This is a genomic window from Ancylomarina longa (assembly GCF_003996985.1).
In the GTDB taxonomy this organism is placed as follows: Bacteria; Bacteroidota; Bacteroidia; order Bacteroidales; family Marinifilaceae; genus Ancylomarina_A; species Ancylomarina_A longa.
This window is the reverse complement of the sequence record NZ_RJJX01000028.1, coordinates 1-20982: the sequence shown is the minus strand read 5'-3', so window position 1 is coordinate 20982 and position 20982 is coordinate 1. Positions and strand designations below refer to the sequence as shown.

The 20982-nt window shown below is 37.7% G+C and carries 15 protein-coding genes; 13 read left to right on the top strand and 2 right to left on the bottom strand.

Going from position 1 to position 20982, the window contains the following annotated elements; genetic code table 11:
• Positions 1–191: 191 nt before the first annotated feature.
• From gpmI to DLK05_RS14735, 4 genes are all read left to right on the top strand, one after another.
• Entirely contained in the window at positions 192–1721 is a 1530-nt protein-coding gene (gene gpmI, locus DLK05_RS14750) for a 2,3-bisphosphoglycerate-independent phosphoglycerate mutase (RefSeq protein ID WP_127344780.1), read from the top strand.
• A gap of 94 nt (positions 1722–1815) precedes the next feature.
• Complete coding sequence (locus DLK05_RS14745) at positions 1816–2397, top strand: DUF3109 family protein (protein ID WP_127344779.1); 582 nt, start codon at positions 1816–1818, stop codon at positions 2395–2397.
• Between the two features lie 184 nt (positions 2398–2581).
• Positions 2582–3955, top strand: a complete 1374-nt coding sequence (locus DLK05_RS14740; RefSeq protein ID WP_127344778.1) for a dipeptidase — start codon at positions 2582–2584, stop codon at positions 3953–3955.
• Between the two features lie 287 nt (positions 3956–4242).
• Positions 4243–4962, top strand: a complete 720-nt coding sequence (locus tag DLK05_RS14735) for a FadR/GntR family transcriptional regulator (RefSeq protein ID WP_127344777.1) — start codon at positions 4243–4245, stop codon at positions 4960–4962.
• A gap of 67 nt (positions 4963–5029) precedes the next feature.
• Here the strand turns inward: DLK05_RS14735 and murQ are convergent, their stop codons facing one another.
• Both murQ and DLK05_RS14725 read right to left on the bottom strand, forming a co-directional pair.
• On the bottom strand, positions 5030–5848 hold the full coding sequence (murQ, locus tag DLK05_RS14730) for an N-acetylmuramic acid 6-phosphate etherase (protein ID WP_127344776.1): 819 nt from the start codon (positions 5846–5848) through the stop codon (positions 5030–5032).
• 10 nt (positions 5849–5858) lie between these two features.
• Positions 5859–6689 (bottom strand): ATPase, encoded by an 831-nt coding sequence (locus DLK05_RS14725; protein ID WP_127344775.1) that lies wholly within the window; start codon positions 6687–6689, stop codon positions 5859–5861.
• A gap of 267 nt (positions 6690–6956) precedes the next feature.
• Between DLK05_RS14725 and nagB the strand changes: the two genes are divergently transcribed.
• From nagB to DLK05_RS14680, 9 genes are all read left to right on the top strand, one after another.
• Positions 6957–8939, top strand: a complete 1983-nt coding sequence (nagB, locus tag DLK05_RS14720; RefSeq protein ID WP_127344774.1) for a glucosamine-6-phosphate deaminase — start codon at positions 6957–6959, stop codon at positions 8937–8939.
• 77 nt (positions 8940–9016) lie between these two features.
• Positions 9017–12145, top strand: a complete 3129-nt coding sequence (locus DLK05_RS14715) for a golvesin C-terminal-like domain-containing protein (protein WP_127344773.1) — start codon at positions 9017–9019, stop codon at positions 12143–12145.
• Between the two features lie 21 nt (positions 12146–12166).
• Positions 12167–13627 (top strand): glycosyltransferase family 2 protein, encoded by a 1461-nt coding sequence (locus tag DLK05_RS14710; RefSeq protein ID WP_127344772.1) that lies wholly within the window; start codon positions 12167–12169, stop codon positions 13625–13627.
• Positions 13628–13633: 6 nt separating this feature from the next.
• A complete protein-coding gene (locus DLK05_RS14705) occupies positions 13634–14521 on the top strand; it encodes an N-acetylmuramoyl-L-alanine amidase-like domain-containing protein (protein ID WP_127344771.1) in 888 nt (295 codons plus the stop codon).
• A 61-nt stretch (positions 14522–14582) separates the two neighbouring features.
• Complete coding sequence (locus tag DLK05_RS14700) at positions 14583–15584, top strand: DUF4922 domain-containing protein (protein ID WP_235832015.1); 1002 nt, start codon at positions 14583–14585, stop codon at positions 15582–15584.
• 307 nt (positions 15585–15891) lie between these two features.
• Positions 15892–16803: a GNAT family N-acetyltransferase gene (locus DLK05_RS14695; RefSeq protein WP_127344770.1), complete on the top strand. Its 912-nt coding sequence runs from the start codon at positions 15892–15894 to the stop codon at positions 16801–16803.
• 70 nt (positions 16804–16873) lie between these two features.
• Complete coding sequence (locus DLK05_RS14690; protein WP_127344769.1) at positions 16874–18205, top strand: SpoIID/LytB domain-containing protein; 1332 nt, start codon at positions 16874–16876, stop codon at positions 18203–18205.
• Positions 18206–18337: 132 nt separating this feature from the next.
• Positions 18338–19651 carry an MFS transporter gene (locus DLK05_RS14685; RefSeq protein ID WP_127344768.1) on the top strand — a complete coding sequence of 438 codons (1314 nt, stop codon included), beginning with the start codon at positions 18338–18340 and terminating at the stop codon, positions 19649–19651.
• Positions 19641–20177, top strand: coding sequence for a GDSL-type esterase/lipase family protein (locus DLK05_RS14680; protein WP_127344767.1), 537 nt, complete (start codon positions 19641–19643; stop codon positions 20175–20177). Before DLK05_RS14685 ends, DLK05_RS14680 begins: the two co-directional genes overlap by 11 nt.
• The last annotated feature ends 805 nt before the right edge of the window (positions 20178–20982 follow it).

The following is a 20982-nucleotide window of genomic DNA, read 5'->3' as shown; positions in this document are numbered from 1 at the left end:
GTGATTGATTTTTAATTTGGCTCCGAATTGTTTAAAAATGTTAAAGAAAGAACTTTTTGGGAAGAGCAAACGTTTTCGCTTTAAAATAAAGACATTCAATCCTCTAAGTAATTTTTTTATTTGAATTAATACGATATTTTTGCAAGACAAAGAACGCGTATTTCAGAATTTAAGATATAAAATACTTTAAAATGACAGATAATAGAAAAGCTTTATTAATGATCCTTGATGGATGGGGAATTGGTGATAAATCAAAATCAGATGTGATATCTACAGTAGCTACACCTTATATAGATAGTTTACTAGCAACCTATCCCAATTCACAGTTGCAAGCAGCTGGTGGTTTTGTTGGTTTACCTGATGGACAAATGGGAAACTCTGAAGTTGGTCACTTAAATATTGGTGCCGGTCGTGTAGTTTATCAGGATTTAGTGAAAATAAACAATGCAGTTAAGGACGGTTCCATCAAAGATAATGAGCAAGTGGTGAAGGCATTTACCTATGCAAAAGAGAATAATAAAAAGGTTCATTTGATTGGTTTGATTGGCGATGGAGGAGTTCACTCTCTTAGTTCTCATGCATTGGCTCTGTGTGATGCAGCAAAGGCATTTGGACTAAAGGACGTTTTTGTTCATGGTTTAACCGATGGACGGGATACAGATCCTAAATCTGGTTTGGGTTTTGTGAAAACTGTTGTTGAAGATATTGAGAGTAAGGGAAGTGCAAAATTTGCATCATTAGTGGGACGTTATTATGGAATGGATCGTGATACCAACTGGGATCGAATTAAATTAGCTTACGATCTTTATACTAAAGGAGAAGGAAAAGCAAGTACTAATATTCTTTCTTCGATTGAAGAATCTTATGCGGAAGGAGTAACCGATGAGTTCATTAAACCTATCGTTGTTGTAGATGAGAATGGCAGCCCTCTTGCGAAAATTGAAGAAGGGGATGTTGTTATTTGTTTCAATTTCAGAACCGATCGTTTGCGTGAATTAACTATTGTATTTTCTCAGGAGAATAAAGCAGAATTCGGAATGCATATCATGGATGTTGAATGGTACACCATGACTTGTTATAATGCCAACTTTAAAGATGTGAATGTAATCTATGATAAAGATAACGTTCAAAACACAATGGGCGAGGTGGTTGCAAATGCAGGAAAAAAACAAATTCGTATCGCCGAAACAGAAAAATATGCTCATGTTACTTTCTTTTTCTCTGGTGGCAGGGAAGCTGAATTTGAAGGCGAAAGACGTTTGATGGTGCCATCTCCAAAAGTGGCAACCTACGATTTACAACCTGAAATGTCTGCACCGATTGTTGCTGATAAAATTACTGCTGAGCTAAATGCTCAATCGGCTGATTTTGTTTGTTTGAACTTCGCAAATGGGGATATGGTTGGACATACCGGTGTTTATGAGGCAATTTCAAAGGCAGTGAAAGCAGTAGATAAGTGTGTGGAACAAGTCGTGGAAGCCGCTAAAGCAAATGGATATGATGTGATCATTATTGCAGATCATGGAAATGCTGATTATGCGGTTAATCCTGATGGTTCTCCTAATACTGCTCACTCTTTAAATCCTGTTCCATGTATTTGGGTGACTGAAAATCCTAAACAGCTGGAGAATGGTATTCTTGCCGATGTTGCTCCAACTTTGCTGGATATCATGGGGATAGAACAACCTACAGATATGACTGGAAAATCTTTGATAAAATAAAGATTGTAACTGAAAATAGGAGTTTCCGTACTATCTTTGCGCGATAGTACGGATTTTTTTATGAGTATTCGAAACAGAAATAAATTTTAGATACGTGTTACAAATAGGAAAAGCAATTATTAGTCTCGATGTGATTGAGAAAAAGTTTATTTGCGACATTTCAAAATGTTGTGGAGCTTGTTGTGTGGAAGGTGATTCTGGTGCTCCATTAGAGGAGGAGGAGAAGCAAATTATTGAGGATATTTATCCGGAAATAAAAGGCTACCTAGCCGATAAGGGTATTGAGGAGATTGAAAAACAAGGTACAACAGTAATTGATTCCGATGGAGATTTAGTGACTCCTATTATTAATGGTAAGGAATGCGTTTATACTGTTTTTGAAAATGGAGTTGCACAGTGTGGTATTGAAAAAGCATTTTCTGATGGGAAAATCACTTTTAGGAAACCAATTTCTTGCCAATTATATCCAATTCGTATTGATAAATTTCCAGAATTTGATGCTGTAAATTACAACAAGTGGGATATCTGTAAAGCTGCTCGGGAATTTGGATTTAAAAATGGAACCCCTGTGTATGTGTTTCTGAAAGAGCCATTGATACGAAAATACGGGGAAGATTGGTATAATGAATTAAAATATGCAGCCGAGCATATCGGGGAGATTATGAAGGCTAGATAGGACTGAAGATTTATTTATAAATTCAATGAAATAACAGTGACTTTTAAAGTTGCTGTTTTTTTTGTCCTGATTAGAATAACATGATTTGTAGCTTCTTCCAAATTTATCTTGATTCGTAACAATATTATTAACTGATCTATTGTATATTTATCCTCCGAATATTTAAATATAATAAACACATACTATGGATAATATTAAAACATATATCGAAGAAAATAAAGAACGGTTTCTGGAAGAACTATTTGGTTTGATCCGAATTCCGTCAATAAGTTCTATTGCGGATCATAAACCTGACATGTACAAAGCTGCTGAATACTGGAAACAGTTGATGCTTAATGCCGGTGTAGATAAAGCGGAGATTTTTGAAACAGAAGGTAATCCGGTTATTTATGGGGAGAAGATTATTGACACAAAGCTACCAACAGTAATGGTTTATGGTCACATGGATGTTATGCCAGTAGATCCAATTGATCTTTGGGACACAAATCCTTTTGAACCGATAATTAAAGATGGTAAAATATGGGCTCGTGGTGCTGATGATGACAAAGGACAATCTTTTATGCATGCAAAAGCATTTGAGTACATGGTAAAAAATAATTGTTTGCCATGTAATGTGAAATTTATGATTGAAGGAGAGGAAGAAGTCGGTTCTCCAAACCTTCCCAAATTTTGTGAAGATCATAAAGAAATGTTAAAAGCGGATGTTATTCTGGTTTCTGATACAGGAATGATTGCACCGGATATACCATCTATTACTACTGGATTGCGTGGACTAATGTATTGGGAGGTGGAAGTTACAGGACCTAATCGTGATCTTCATTCTGGTTTATTTGGTGGTGCTGTCGCTAATCCAATTAATGTTTTGGCTAAAATGATTACTCAAATGGTGGATGAGGACGGGCATATTACCATTCCTGGTTTTTACGATGATGTTATCGAAGTTACGACAGAGGAAAGAGTGATGATGGCTGAAGCTCCTTTTGATGTAGAGGAGTATAAAAAAGCAATCGATGTGAAGGAATTAGCTGGGGAAAAAGGATATACTCCTTCTGAACACACAGGTATTCGCCCGTCTTTTGATATTTGTGGTATTTGGGGTGGATACATTGGAGAGGGAGCGAAAACCGTACTACCTTCTCAGGCATTTGCAAAAATATCCACTCGATTGGTACCGAACCAGAACTGGGAGAAAATATCCGTGCTTTTTAAAGATCATTTCGAAGCAATTGCTCCGGATTGCGTTAAAGTTAAAGTAACTCCATTGCATGGTGGACAAGGCTATGTTTGCCCTATTGACGTTCCTGCATATATAGCAGCTGAAAAAGCTTATACGGAAGTTTACGGAAAGCGTCCTGTTCCGGTTAGAAGTGGTGGAAGTATTCCAATCATTTCGTCCTTTGAAGAAATATTAGGGATTAAATCTGTTTTGATGGGATTTGGTTTGGAAAGTGATGCGATTCATTCTCCTAACGAGAATTATCCCTTAGAGCAATTTTTCAATGGAATCAATACTATTCCGCTATTCTATAAGCATTATGCAGATTTATTGAAAAAATAAATGGTAGCATTTTAAATAAAGGGTATTCTTGAAAGGATACCCTTTTTAATTGGAATTCCTATTTTGGTATGATAACTTTGTGATCTATTCGAAAGTAATTGTTATATTTCTTGCCGGATTATGCTAGTTTGGGTTTATGTTCTTATAAACCTTTAATTTAGTTGTTTTAAAACTTTGATGTGAATCAGCATTATTAAATTTTGGATTTAACCTGAAGTAGAGTTGGTATTCTTTTAATCATTGAAGAATTATAAGAGATCATACAGGTTGAAGTAAATTTGTACTACATGGACGAAATATTTGGAAAAATTGGAACAGCACAAACGCTTAGTCAAAAAATTGAGCGTAGGATTGAAGAGGCTATCCGACAAAAAAAATTATTAATAGGTGCGAAACTTCCTTCGGAACGTGAATTGTGTGAGATGTTTGCGGTTAGCCGTACCGCTTTGCGTGAAGCTTTACGTAGACTAAGTGCCAGAGGATTGATTCAAATCAAGAAGGGTAGCGGAATGTACGTTAGCGAATTGAAAATTGAAGATGCTATCGAATCTTTAAACTTATACTACGATTTAAGTTTTGATAGTGGTTTGATTTCGCAAATCATTGAAGTTCGACGGGTTTTTGAGCCTGAAATTGCCCGAATGGCAGCAAATAATAGAACTGATGCAGACTTGGAAATATTAAATCGTAATATTTCAGATCTTGCTGATTGCGATCCGGATAATACTCAAATGGAGGCTGATATTATCAATAAATTTCACTTGAACGTGGCTAAGGCAACAGGAAATCCTATTGTGATAATTACCATGGAACCAATTTATTCCCTTTTGCCTCGAATGCGAAATTTAATATATGCGAATGTCGATGGAGAAAAAGATTTTACGGTGAAGGCGCATAGGGCAATATTAGAATCTATTAGGCAGCAAGATGGAGAAAAGGCATTTCAGGAAATGGTAGTGCAGATAGAGCGTACATTAGAAGTTTATACGCAATATTTGAAAAAATAAGATTTGTTGAGATATAAAAAAGCGACGATTGAGAGAACCTCAATCGTCGCTTTTTTATTGCATTCATTTAGCGGTATGCCTCTATGGCTTTTTGAACTGACCCATACTTTAGGAGCAAAGCCTTCGCTTTTGATTGTTCTAATTTCAATTCATCCATAATCATTCTGGTTCCTCTTTCAATCAATTTCTTATTTGTCAGCTGCATATTTACCATCCGATTTCCTTTTACCCTTCCTAATTTTATCATCAGACTGGTCGTAATCATGTTTAAAATCATTTTTTGAGCTGTGCCTGCTTTTAGCCTTGTACTGCCAGTAACGAATTCTGGTCCAACAACGGCTTCCATAACAATTTCAGCTTCCTTAGAAACCGGTGCTTCCGGATTACAAGTAATACAAGCAGTTAGCAAGCCATTTTCTCTTGCTTTTTTTACTCCACCAATAACGTAGGGAGTTGTTCCTGAGGCTGCAATACCTAAAACGGAGTCATTTTTATTGATTTCGTATTCCTGTAATTCCTTCCATGCTTTTTCCGGATCATCTTCGGCAGCCTCCACAGCATTTCTTAATGCTTTTTCTCCGCCAGCTATTAATCCAATTACAATATTATCTGGTACGCCAAATGTAGGTGGTAATTCTGAAGCATCTAAAACACCAAGTCTTCCACTAGTCCCTGCTCCCAAATAGAAAAGTCGTCCACCTGCATTAATTTGTTCTATAAGCTGACATACAAATTTCTCAATTTCAGGGATTGCCTTCTGAACAGCTAAATGTACCAAAGCATCTTCCTGGTTGATGCCGTTTAATAATTCAGCAACTGACATTTGCTCCAAATCAGAAAAATTGGATGGTGATTCTGTTACTCTGTTTGTTGATTTTTTATTCATTTGATGCTTTTTAATTTTCTGAATGGAATTGAATTAATCCTTCTAATGGACTTTTTAGGATTTTTCCAAGAGTTAAACCTTTTTCTATTGCTGCTTGCTGGAGTTGATCTTTAAAATAATATGCAATACTACCTGTGAAATGTATTGGTAATTCTGAACAGTTTTCGTATTGTTTGATATTGCGTTCGAAAAATTCGATAAAACTTTCTTGTATCAATTCAGATACATACGGATTACTGATCTGCTCAGAAAGAAAGATCGTAAACTGTGCCAGAAACCTACTTGGAGCTTCTTCACTGTATATTTTGTGTATGATCTCCGCATATTTTAAATCGTATTTTTGATAAAACGCGCTTTTGATTTCTTCAGGTGCTATTCCTTTTAATAAATCTGCAATTAATTTTTTCCCCATAACGGCTCCACTGCCTTCATCTCCCAGAATGTAGCCGAGTGGGCGCACATTGTGTTCTATGCTTTCCCCATTGTATAGGCATGAATTTGAGCCGGTACCAATAATACAAGCGATGCCTTTTTGAACACCACATAGAGATCTTGCTGCAGCCAGTATATCGCTGTTTATCTCACAACTAGCATCTGGAAATACTTGCAATAAAGCATTTTTCACTTTTTGTTTTGTATTGTCGATTGCACAGCCAGCTCCGTAAAAGAACACTTGATTTACGGCATGAAAACCATCCAGTGAGCTAATGTTATTAATTATTGAGCTTATGTTTTGATGAAAGGGGTTGATTCCTAACGTTTGTTGGCGTTTGGTTACACCTTTTTTGCTGAGAAGAACCCAGTCAGTTTTGGTTGATCCACTTTCGGCAATTAAGATCATGATTTCATTTTTGTAACATGTATTATAAATGTAGTTTAAGGTGGAATTAAATAGAATGTTTTGTCATTTTACAGATATTTATAGGGGATAAATTATACTAAAATCTTATAACCCCCTTGTGATTTAAGAAACTCCACTTCTTGATGACAAAGATATAAAAATAAAATTTCAGTAAAAGTATTTAGTAACATGTATTACCAATTTTGGAATATTTGTTTTTCTGTTCTATTTTTGGGGTGAAAGTAATTTAAATCAGGAGATAGCTATATGGAAAATCAAATATTTCAATTTGGACGAGAGCTTAATGAGGTTCAGTTGTATTACCAACCTGTAGATGAGTTTGACAAAACAGTGAAAACAAGATATGAGAAAATGTCTGCAGATATTTTCAGAAATGCTGGTGCAGGGGCAAATTGGGTTGCTGGTGAAATTGCGAACTTGATTAAACGTAAAGCGGCTGCAGGTGAGCAATGTATTTTGGGGCTAGCTACCGGAGCTACTCCAATAGGTGTTTATACAGAATTAGTTCGAATGCACAAAGAAGAAGCTTTGTCTTTTAAAAATGTAATTACATTTAATTTGGACGAATATTATCCAATGCTAAATGGAAGTGCTCAGAGCTATAATTTCTATATGGATGATGTATTGTTTAATCATATAGATATTCCAAGAGATCAGGTACATGTTCCGAATGGGGAAATTGATAAGGAAGGAATATTTAATTATTGTAAGCAGTATGAGGCATTAATAGATTCTTTTGGGGGAATAGATTTACAAATATTAGGAATTGGTAGGACAGGACATATTGGTTTCAATGAACCAGGTTCGCAATTGGATTCTCAAACCCGTTTGATTATGCTGGACGCTTTAACCAGAAGAGATGCAGCCAAAGATTTTAATGGTTTGACTAAAGTGCCAAAAGCTGCGATCACCATGGGTGTTGGTACTATTTTTAAAGCAAAACGAGTTTTATTAATGGCTTGGGGAGAAGGGAAGGCTTCTATTGTGAAAAAAGCATTGGAAGAAAGTCAATGTGATGCTGTTCCGGCAAGTTACCTGCAACGTCATCGGGATGTGAAATTTGTTTTAGATGTACCTGCTGCCAGTGAATTAACCAGAGTGAAAAATCCATGGTTGGTTGGGAATGTGGAATGGAACAGGTATTGGATTAGAAAAGCAGTAGTCTGGTTATGCAATAAATTAGAAAAACCCATCTTGAAATTAACCAATCGGGATTACAACGATAATGGCCTTAGCGAGTTGCTGGCATGGTATGGTTCCGCTTACGAGGTAAATATTAAAGTATTTAACGATTTGCAACATACTATCACTGGTTGGCCTGGAGGAAAACCAGATGCAGATGATACTTATCGACCAGAACGAGCCTTACCTGCCAATAAGAAAGTTTTGGTATTTAGTCCGCATCCCGATGATGACGTGATTTCCATGGGAGGAACATTAAAGCGTTTGGTTGATCAAAAGCATGAGGTTCATGTGGCTTATCAAACATCAGGAAACATTGCTGTTGCTGATGATGAGGCGGTTCGTTATTTGTCATTTGTGAAAAGTTTTACCCGAAGTCATGATACGAATGAAGGAAACTTGCAAGATGTGATTGAGGATATTCGTAAATTTTTATTGGAAAATAAGAAGCCAGGAGGGATTGATACTCCCGATGTGAGAAGAATGAAATCTTTAATTCGAAGAGGGGAAGCAAAAGCAGCATGCCGATATGTTGGCATTCGATCAAAAAATATTCATTTTCTGGATCTGCCTTTTTATGAAACAGGTATGGTAAAGAAGAATCCAATTGGTGAAAGAGACGTCCAAATTATAGTAAATCTGTTGCGTAAAGTAAAGCCCAATCAAATATTTGCGGCAGGAGATTGGTCGGACCCTCACGGAACACACAGAGTTTGCTGGGAAGGTATTTATCAGGCATTACAAATAGTAAAGGATGAAGATTGGCTGGACGATTGTTATATCTGGTTGTACCGTGGAGCATGGCAGGAATGGGATTTAGATGAAATACAAATGGCAGTTCCGATTAGTCCGGAAGAATTACAGAATAAACGAAATGCTATCTTACGCCATCAAACACAAATGGAAAGTGCTCCCTTTATGGGAGATGATTCCCGCCTATTCTGGCAGAGATCGGAGGATCGAAATCGTACCACGGCGAATTTATTCAATAAATTAGGCTTATCTGAATATGAAGCGATAGAAGCTTTTGTCAGGTATAATGTTTAGATTTAAACTTGACATTTTATTCGGAATTCTTTTGACTCAAATAGGGTTTGTGTATTTAATTTAATAATGAAATAGAGATGCTTAGTATTATTTCTGGTAAACGATTTTACTTCCTCGTTTTTTTAGTTTTTGTATTAGTTCTGTTTAGCCTCAAAGTCGTCGCTGCTAATTCTTCGGATCGATTGAAGCATAAAGCAGAAAAAGCAGTTCGGGAATTTGTGGAGAATGCTTCTAAGGATGTAGTGTATACTTTTAAGTATGATAGCATTCGATTAAATTCGAGGGAGAAGGAAATGATTCTCTATATGAATTCTACTTTTTCCTATATGCCATTTCGTATCGAAACGGTAAATGCTTTTAAGGAGGATCTGAAAAATAGATTGGGACGGAGGTTTCAAAATTATACGCTTCGTATTCAGAGTATGGGAATGGATATTAGTGAGCTGATTCCAAATTATTATCGAAAAGGTATTGTTCCGGTAGCCAAAGATCGCTTATCTCCTGAAAAGAATGTTTGTAAGCCCTTGGTTCGAAGAGTGGAAGCGCAGCCCGATCCTGTTAAGGGATTAAAAAATAAACATATTGCCTTGTGGCCGAGTCATGGTTGGTATTACGAGAATACTTTGGATCGTTGGGAATGGCAGCGCGCAAGAGTCTTTACCAGTGTAGAAGATTTATGGTCGACGGAATTTGTTTTGCCCTACATTGCTCCGATGTTGGAAAATGCTGGTGCAAATGTGTTGATTCCCCGAGAACGTGATATTCAGAGAAATGAAGTGATTGTAGATCAGGATTGGTCTTCACGAGGAGCGGAGTACAAAGAATTAGACGAAGGTTGGGAGCAGAATTCTCAGTCTGGTTTTGCAAATAAATATCCATTTTATCTGGAAGGAGAAAATCCTTTTGAGATGGGAGAAAGCAGACAGTGTGAGGCAAAAAATAAAGTGAGCTCCACGATTCAATACATTCCATCTTTTCCTGCTGACGGAGCATATGCTGTATATGTTTCCTATTCTGTTGATGATGATAATGTGACAGATGCACATTATACACTTTATTACAACGGTGGTAAAACAGAATTTTTAGTGAACCAAAGTATGGGTGGAAAAACATGGGTGTATCTGGGGACTTTCCAATTTAAAAAAGGAAAGCATCCCGATATAGGTAGATTGGAATTAACCAACCAGAGTGAGGAAGATGGAAATTGGGTTTCTGCCGATGCGGTTCGTTTTGGAGGAGGAATGGGTAATATTGCAAGAGGTAAGGATGCGGATTTGGAAGCGTTGAGAAGGGAAAGAGATCGTTTGGGATTTGAAATGGATTCTTCCATATGGCAAAAATATACCAGTAATCGTCCCAGATACCAGGAAGCCGCCAGATACTATCTGCAATATGCCGGAATGCCGGATTCATTGGTTTATAGTATCAATAAAAAGAATAATAGCAACTATTCTTATCGAGGGAAGGATGCAAGTAAATTTCAGAAACGAGAGAGTGGTAAAACCGATTATAAGGATGATTATATGTGCAGGGGAGAATGGGTTGATTATTTGATTGGTTCGCCTTCCGGGCCCACAAAAAATCCTCAGGTAAAAGGTCTGGGAATTCCGGTAGATATGGCTTTGGCATTTCATACCGATGCCGGATTTACACCAAATGATTCTATTATCGGAACGCTTACAATTTACAATACCACGCACGGAGAAAGTGAATTTCCAAACGGACAATCGAAATGGGCCAGTCGTGATCTTGCCGACATTGTCCAAACTCAGGTTGTAGAAGATATTCGTAAGCTTTACGAACCCAAATGGACCAGAAGAGGAATGTGGAATAAACAATATTCCGAGGCTTTTCGTCCTAAAGTTCCTACCATGCTTTCCGAGATGATGTCGCATCATAATTTTGCAGACATGTATCAGGCAATGGATCCTAAATTTCAATTTAATGTGAGCAGGGCTTATTATAAGGGAATTCTCAAGTTTCTTTCTGCTCAGGATGGGCAGGACTATGTAGTGCAGCCTTTGCCGATTGATCATTTTAGAATTGAGGAAAGAGAAAATGGGATTATTCTTTTCTGGAAAGCTGTGGAAGATCCACTGGAACCTACTGCAAAACCGGAAGCATATAAAGTGTACACCAGAATTGAAGATGGAGGTTTTGATAATGGAACTTTGGCAGAAAATACAGAATATAACATGGTTAATTTAAAGCCTGGTGTGATTTATAGTTTTAAAATTACAGCCATTAATAAGGGGGGAGAGAGCTTTCCTTCAGAGATATTAGCTTATTGTAAATCTAAAGATGGACAAAAACCAGTATTGATTGTAAATGGCTTTGACAGAATAGTTGCGCCACAGGGATTTGATGATGGAAAAAGAGCAGGTTTCATGAGTGCCGAGGATGAAGGGGTAGCCTACAAAAGGAATATTGCTTATGTGGGAGATCAATATGATTTCGACCGAAAATCACCTTGGCTGGATGATGATGCATCGGGGCATGGTTCTTCTTATGCCGATCAGGAAGCGCATATTATTCCAGGTAATAGTTTCGATTATCCATATGTGCATGGAAAAGCATTTCGGAACAATGGCTTTGGATTTGTCTCGATGAGCGATGAAGCTTTTGAAGAAATGAATTGGAATCCCGGGGATTATTCTGTTTTGGATATTTTGTTTGGGGAGGAAAAAACTACAAAACGGATTTATGGGCTGGAGAATAAGGATTTTACTATTTATACTCCAAAAATGATGCAGGCGATTCGTAAATATATCCATACTGATCATGCAAAAATGATTATATCAGGAGCCTATATTGGGACAGATCTGAAAATTTGTGGTGATAGTTTGGCTAAAAATTTTGCAGAACAGGAATTGCATTTTTTATTCCGAACCAACCATGCCAGTAAGTTGGGAGGCTTGTATCATCCGAATGAAGTAAAGGCTGATTTTACCGGAAATTATCAGTTCGAAACAGGATATAATCCTGAAATTTATAAGGTAGAAGCTCCGGATGCAATTGAGCCACTTGGAGATAATGCGAATGTTTTGCTTCGTTACCGGGAAAATAATAAAAGTGCAGGAGTGGTTTACGATGGAGATTATCAATCTATTTTGTTGGGATTTCCATTTGAAACACTGGTAAGCCAACAAGACAGAGATGAGTTGATGAAGCAAATGCTTCAATTTTTTAAGAAGAAGAAAAAATAATAACAGAAATATTATCAGACGATGAGTGCAAAGATTACATGTTTTATACCCTTTGGAACAAAGGAAGAAACAGAAATTACAGTAGGAGAATTGAGAAAATCCAGCATGGTTTCCAAGGTTTATATTTTGGGAGATACCATTGGTAGGCAGATAAATGGAGCTGAGATTTTAGGAAAGGCATCTTTAACAGCGGGAAAGACAATTCAACAGATTGCTGAGAAATCGGATACGCCGTATATATTCATTTATACCAAAACCAGTGCATTAACATTGGGACAATTGGCAATGGAGCGTTTTTATCAAGTTGCAGAGGATACCCAAAGTGGTTTGGTTTATGCTAACTATCGGGCAATTAAAGGTGGAGCAGTAGAGAATCTGCCGGTGATCGATTATCAGGAAGGAAGCCTGAGAGATGATTTTAATTTTGGATCGGTGCTGTTTTGCAATGCTAAATTGGTGAAAGATGCTGTAAAAGATGTGGCTATAAATTATGAACATGCCGGTTTATATGCACTTCGTTTGGCATTGGCAGCGCTTTCGGAGTTTATGAGAATTCCGGAAGTTTTATATACCGAAGAGGAATTGGATACCCGAAAATCAGGAGAAAAGATTTTTGATTATGTGGATCCGAAAAATCGTGCCGTACAAATCGAAATGGAACAGGCTTGTACAGAACATCTGAAACGAATTGGTGCATTTTTAGAACCTAAATTTGCAGATGTTGCCTTTAATGAAGGCAATTTTAAGGTAGAAGCTTCTGTAATTATTCCGGTTCGCGATCGGGCGAAAACCATAGCAGATGCCATAAAATCTGTTTTGGCACAAAAAGCAAAAGTGGATTTCAATTTGATTATTGTGGATAACTATTCAACAGATGGAACTACTGAAATCATTGAAAAATATGCAAAGCTTGATAATCGCATCATCCATATTATTCCCGAAAGAAAGGACTTGGGGATTGGTGGCTGCTGGAACGAAGCAGTGAACCACCCCGCTTGTGGTAAATTTGCAATTCAGTTGGATAGTGATGATTTATATGCCGATGAAACTACGGTGCAACGTGTGGTGGATGCTTTTTATCAGCAGAATTGTGCGATGGTAGTGGGAACCTATCAAATGGTAAATTTTGCTTTGGAAGAAATTCCTCCGGGAGTTATCGATCATAAAGAATGGACTCCGGAAAATGGCAGAAACAATGCGCTTCGCATTAACGGATTAGGTGCTCCGCGCGCATTCTATACTCCGGTGCTTCGTAAAAATCCAATTCCAAATGTGAACTATGGCGAGGATTATGCTTTAGGACTTGCAATTTCCCGGAAATACCAAATTGGCAGAATCTACGACCCAATATATTTATGTCGCCGATGGGATGAAAATTCTGATGCTTCCTTAAGTGTGGAGAAAATGAATGCTCACAATACTTATAAGGATCGTATTCGTACCATCGAGTTGAAGGCGCGGAAATTACTTACTCAAAAATAAAATACGATGAGGAGAAGTTTGCAAATTCTAAGTGTGCTTGTGCTTTTTTTAATTTCCTGTCAGGCGAAAAAATCTGCAAAAGATAATGTAAAAACAAAAAAGGAAATCTCTTTTGAAGATTCTACGGATCAGGCTATTTTTAATTCTTTTAAAGAGATTGCGAAAGAAAATGCTTTGGATTCTCTTGCTTTGGATGCCAGAGTAATTGAGGTTGCTAAAATGTTTATGCAGACTCCTTATGTTGGAGGTACGCTGGAATCGGATGGAAAAGAGAAATTGGTGGTTAATTTCAGGGAACTGGATTGTACTACTTATCTGGAGAATGTAGTGGCTCTTTCGAAAATTATGCAGAAAGATAATTTTCAGGATGCTGATTTTTTGAAAGAACTGGAACATCTTCGCTATCGAAATGGGAAACTTTCCGATTATGCTTCCAGATTACATTATTTTTCGGATTGGATTTATGAGAATGAAAAGAAAGGAATCGTAGAGAATATTACAGCCAGGATCGGTGGTGTGAAATATGATAAAACCATCAATTTTATGAGTACCCACATTGCTAGCTATCCTGCTTTGAAAGCAGATACTTCTTTGGTGAAGCAGATTCAGCAAACCGAGAAGCAGATAAATCAAAGAAATCTGTATTATATCCCGGAAGAGAAAATCCAAAGCATAGAAGAGAAAATTCAAAACGGGGATCTGATTGCAATCACAACAAAAATTAAAGGACTCGATATTTCCCATGTTGGAATAGCCATAAAAATGCAGAATCGTTTGCATTTAATGAATGCTTCCAGTCGTGCACACAAAGTGGTGATTTCCGATTTGCCTCTAGCTGAAATGCTACAGAAAAGTAAACTACAGTCTGGAATTATGGTAGTGAGATTACGCTAAACGAACAGCCTCGGAAATATGTCAGACATGGCATAGGGAATTGAGATCAAAAAAATTAATGATGATAAAAATGGATGTAAACTGCATAGATAAATTGGAGAATTTATTGGAGGAGAAATCCTCAGTGGAGATTTTGGGTGACTTTTTACAGCAACAAATTGGGAGCTGGCCGCTTGCTGCAACAAATTATAAAGGACTAGAGCAAGTTGAGGAACGGGAGTTTGAATTCGATGGCTTTAAAATAAGAGTGCAGTTTAATCCCGAAAGAATCCGATCTTCAGCTGCTAAGGTGGATCCCAAAAGTATTGCAAAGCGTGCTTGTTTTTTGTGTTTGGATAAACTTCCTGCAGAACAACTAGGGATTGCACAGGGGGATGATTTTGTGATTCTGGTAAATCCTTTCCCTATCATAAAGGAACATTTTACGATTCCAAAATTGAATCATGAGGATCAGAGCTTTATGGTAAATGTGGAAAGCATGTTGTCCTTAGCCAAAAGTATGCAGGGATATACTGTTTTTTATAATGGACCAAAATGCGGAGCTTCTGCTCCCGATCACATGCACTTTCAAGCTGGTAAAAGTGGTTTTATGCCGCTGGAAGCCGAATATTTCGAAATAAAAGACAGCTCGTCTGAATTACTGGTTCAGAATAAAGAGGTGGAAGTGCGCGCATTTCATCATTATTTGCGAAAAATGATCTCCATAGAATCTACGGATATCGATAGTATGTTGAAAGCCACAGCTGTTTTTTACAGTAGATTCTCCAGTATGCAAATGGAAGAAAAAGAACCAATGCTCAATGCAATATGCTCTTTCGTGGATGGCAAGTATGTGATGCATTTATTTCCCCGGAAATTGCATCGCCCCAGACAGTACTTCGCCGAAGGGGGGCAACAATTACTGATTAGCCCGGCTTCGGTAGATTTTGGTGGCGTATTCATCACTCCGCGTCGCGAAGATTTTGATAAAATTACAGCAGCCGATATTACTGATATTTTTAGTCAGGTTAGTGTGGAGAAGGATTTTTTCAGCACTCTGTGTCGTGCCATTAAAGAAAATTAGTAAAGCAAATTCATCTTATATCCTATTAAGGAGAAATTAAGATGAGATTCAGAATGGCTCTATTTTTTCTTTAAACTTATAAAAGCCCCGCAGGTGGCTAAATTTGAATAACCACCTGTGAAACGGGTGGTTATTCAAATAGTCAATAATCCCTGAAAGGGGTTAATAATTAAAAAATTCACCCCTTGTCAGGGATGTTCATAAATAAATTTGCATACCACACTTTTAAAAGTGCGCATATTCAAATTCTACCATTACGTGGTATATAATGTTGAATCAATAAAAATCATGTAGAATCTTAAAAGATATGCTTTATACAATCCGACATTATCAAGATACAGACTTTGAGCAGGTCCTTGATCTCTTCCAAAAGAATTTCGAATTCGATTCATTCACCAAAGAATTGTTGCAGGAGAAGATTTATGATGATCCCTTTTTCGATAAGGAAATTATTTGGGTTGCTTGTGAAGAAAATAAAATTCTTGGTTTCCTCATGGGAACCTACAGAATGGAAATCAGGGGAGTGAATTATGGCTATGTGAAATTAATGGTAGTGGATTTGGCGAGCCGAAGAAAGGGAATTGCTAGCGCGATGTATGCTTTGTTGGAGGAGAAATTACGGGAACGAAAAGTAGATGTAATGCGATTGGGAGATGTTCCCATGAACTACTTTATGCCGGGAATCGATCCGAGATATACACCAGCCCTTTGTTTTGCCATGCGTTCGGGTTTTAATCGTTTTACGGATACTGCGAATTTGCGGGTGGACTTGAATAACAGCGCATGGACAGATGAGGAAAAATTAGAATCTTTAAAAGCAGATGATATTGAAGTTTGTCGTGCCGGTGTAGAGGATAAGGCAGAATTGATGGATTTTGTGGCAGAGGAATGGAAGCTTTGGCAGTTTGAATTAGAAATGGCCTATAAGTCGGAGCCTGTTGCAATTCACATCGCCAAAAGGAAAGGAAAGATTAAAGCTTTTGCTGCGCATAGTGCGAATAATATTGGCATGCCCTGGTTTGGTCCTATGGGTACACATCCCGATTTACGGGGAAAAGGTCTTGGTAAAGTTTTATTGTTTCGCTGTTTAAATGATTTTAAAAAAATTGGTTACAATACCGCAATTATTCCTTGGGTGGGGCCAATCGACTTTTATGCACATCATGCCGGGGCAGTTGTTGAAAGGGTATTCTGGCGGTATGAAAAGAAGTTACATTAGCAAACTGTAATAAGGAATTATAAATATTTTGGTATGCCGCTTGAAAATCGGTACTAGAAAATTAGAAAGTATGAAGGAACCACAATTGCGCATTGGAATCATGTACGAAAAAGAAATTTCGTTTCATTTGAACGGGACTTATGTGCTTCAGCAGAATAACAAAGAATATACAGGTAAGCAATCAGTAGCTTACGAAGATGGAATAATTAGCTTTGACGGAATTTCTGTTCCTGTCGAAGCATTAGTATTCTATCCTAAAGATTACAATCAGGGATCATTCGAATTGTTTGATGTTACAATAGGAATTAAATTCCATTGGGAGCGGAAAGAAAATCAAAGCTTCAAAGGTGCCTTGCATTTTATCTGCGAAAACGAAAAAATTACAGCAATCAATGTGCTTGCTTTGGAAGATTATCTAATTAGTGTAATCTCTTCCGAGATGAGTGCTAATAGTAGTTTGGAGCTTTTAAAAGCACATGCAGTTATCTCGCGTTCCTGGTTGATGGCTCAGGTGATTAAAGGGGAAACATTGCAACAATCCGATACAAAATATCAAAGTATTGTAGAAAACGAGGCTGAATATATTCGCTGGTACGATCGAGAAGATCATGTGAACTTTGATGTGTGTGCCGACGATCATTGTCAGCGTTATCAGGGAATCACAAAGCAATCTACCTCCTTGGTGGTGGAGGCAATTAATGCTACTCGTGGATTGGTTCTCACCAGCGAAGGGGAAATTTGCGATGCTCGTTTTTCGAAATGTTGTGGCGGTGTTGCCGAGACTTTCGAGAATGTTTGGGAACCGGTAAATCACAAGTATTTGCAGGCTGTTATTGACAATCCGCATACTCCTGTCGGATATGATATGGATTTGGAAAAGGAAGCTGCCGCTGATAAATGGATCCGCACTTCTCCGGAAGCTTTCTGTAATACAACCGATAAGGAGATTCTTTCCCAGGTATTGAATGATTACGATCAGGAAACTATGGATTTTTATCGCTGGAAAGTAGCATATTCACAAGCGGAAATAGCTGATTTGATAGCAAGAAAAACAGGTAAAGAATTTGGTCAAATTCTGGATCTGATTCCGATAGAAAGAGGAGAATCCGGACGATTGATAAAGTTGAAGATTGTTGGAAGCAAGAGAAGTTTAGTGATCGGAAAAGAATTGGAAATCCGTAAAGTGCTTTCCGAATCGCATTTATACAGTTCCGAATTTGTGGTGGATAAACTTGGAATAGAAAAGGGCGTTCCGGCTCAATTTGTTCTGATAGGTGCTGGCTGGGGACACGGAGTAGGACTCTGCCAGATTGGTGCTGCTGTGATGGGAGCAAAAGGATATAAATACGATGAAATTCTACTTCATTATTTTAGAGGTGCAGCATTGGAAAAAAGATATTAAAGCATCCTCTGCATAAATGCAGGGACAATTGAACTACTCCTGCATTAATGAATTACCCCTGCATTTATGCAGGGGGGAAAAGAAGTAATATAAATTCTCCCTGTATTTATACAAGGGAAAAAATATAAAAAAATGTCAAAAACAAAATCAAGCTCCCGATCTCCGTGGGCATGGATTCCATCTCTCTATTTTGCCGAAGGAATTCCCTATGTAGTGGTAATGACCGTTGCCGTGATCATGTATAAACGTTTGGGAATATCAAACACAGATATTGCCTTATACACTTCCTGGTTGTATTTACCATGGGTGATCAAGCCTTTTTGGAGTCCTATTGTAGATATCCTCAAAAGCAAACGCTGGTGGATTGTAAGTATGCAATTAATGATTGGGGCTGGTTTGGCAGGAGTGGCTTTTACCATTCCAACTACCTTGTTTTTCCAATCGAGTCTGGCATTTTTCTGGTTGTTGGCTTTTAGTTCTGCTACTCACGATATTGCTGCCGATGGTTTTTATATGTATGGTATCGATAAGCACAAACAGGCTTATTTTATTGGTATCAGAAGTACTTTTTATCGTTTGGCAATGATCACCGGACAAGGTTTGCTCATCATTTTGGCAGGATATCTGGAATCTGCCAGACTGTTTGGGAGTACAACAAAGAGCATACCTATGGCATGGTCTATTACCTTCCTTATTATGGCAGCGGGCTTTCTGGTGTTTTGTTTTTATCACAAATACGCTCTTCCTTATCCAAAAGAAGATGCGAATAGGGAAGCAAAGAGTTTTGAAGGGGTATTCGCTGATTTTCGGGAAACCTTTGTGACCTTTTTTTATAAAAAAGATATTTGGAAAATACTCGGTTTACTATTATTCTATCGTTTGGGAGAATCGCAATTGGTGAAAATGGCTTCTCCTTTCCTACTCGATCCTAAAGAAGTAGGTGGTTTGGGTTTAAGTACCAGTGAGGTTGGTGTAATTTATGGAACCATCGGAATTATTTTTCTTACCATAGGAGGATTGTTGGGTGGTTATCTGGCATCCCGAAACGGATTAAAACACTGGATTTGGTGGATGGTAGTTGCCATCAATCTTCCCAATTTGGTTTACGTTTATTTATCCTACGTTTTACCCGATTCTTTTTTGCTGATATGTACTTCGGTAGCGGTGGAACAGTTTGGTTACGGATTTGGTTTTACGGCTTACATGCTTTACCAGATCTATGTTTCCGAAGGCAATCACAAAACGGCACACTTTGCATTTTGTACCGGTTTAATGGCTTTGGGAATGATGATTCCGGGAATGATCTCCGGTTGGTTGCAGGAATTACTCGGTTATCAGCATTTCTTTATATGGGTTATCATATGTACCATACCAAGTTTTATAATGGTGAAATTGATCGATATTGATCCGAAATTTGGAATCAGAACTTCAAAAGATGAGCATTAGAATTGCATTTGTAGGAGATAGTCTTACGCATGGCGGAAGATGGCAGGAGTTTTTTCCCAATCAGGAGATTGCCAATTTTGGAGTTCCTGGAGAAAAGTCCAGCCAGATTCTTGCTCGCTTCGATCAGGTGATCGCCTGGAATCCGAAAAAGATATTCCTGATGATGGGAATTAACGATCTGGGCGAAGGCCTGGGGGTTGAAATCATTCTCCGGCATTATCAGGAAATAATTGCAAGGATTAAAGAAATAGGTCAGGTGGAATTATATGTGCAAAGTTTGTTGCCAATAAATCCCATGCTTTTCACCAATCCTAAATTATCAAAAAATGATATTGTGATGGTGAACTACCGCTTACAGGAGCTTTGTGAAAATGAAAATATAAGCTTCATCAATCTGTACAGCTGCTTTTCGAACTATGGAAACGAACTTATAAGCGAATATACTTATGACGGACTGCATTTGAACGAGGCAGGCTATAAGCTTTGGGTGAACCGTTTGCGATCAGATCAACTTTTACAGGAGTAATACCCGTAAGATACAGGAACGATGATTGTCGTTTCGGATATAAAAAGCCATGCATTTGCGTGGCTTTCTTTTTTTGAAAAGATGTATTTACTCAGCTGTTTTAATTCCCAATAAAGTTGAAATAAAAAATATTGCATCGGTAATCGTATTGTTTGCATGTGGAATAAGCTCCTAATAGAGAAAAATCTGTGACAGAGATAAAAAGAACAACAACAGAGCACCTGATATTAATAACAGAATAAAAAAGTGGAATAACAGGAAATAATAAAATAACGACAGATAAAAAAATATTAATAACAGATAGGAAAAGTTCTATAACAGACAGGAAAAATTGTATGACAGAGTAAGAAAAATCTATAACAGAGAGAAAATAATTTATAACAGACCTGTGCTGAGTCTTATTCCAATCCGGATTTTGTTGTTGTGTTCTATTTTGTTTTTAAAGTTTATCCTTCGTTTTTATTTCCTGATAGAATGATAGATATGCTTTTTTGTTGAGGATCAATATCGTCCCAAATGTTTCTGTTTATTTGTATTTTTTATTGCAAATAAGAAAGGTGGACATCTTCCTGAGGCACGGAGCCGTGGCAATCCGTCTCTTCAATGCTGTTATTGGCAGGAGTTTTTTCAACGACGAAGCAATCTGCCCCAATACGTACCAATCTGTGGTAATTCTCATCTGAATTTATTCATCGCTTTCTTTCATTTTAAGTTTGGGATGGATGAGCCTGAAAGGCTCTAATCCCATAGCCCGGGATAAAGGAGCCATAAGCGACTGCCATCCCGGGATACGGAATATATCTTC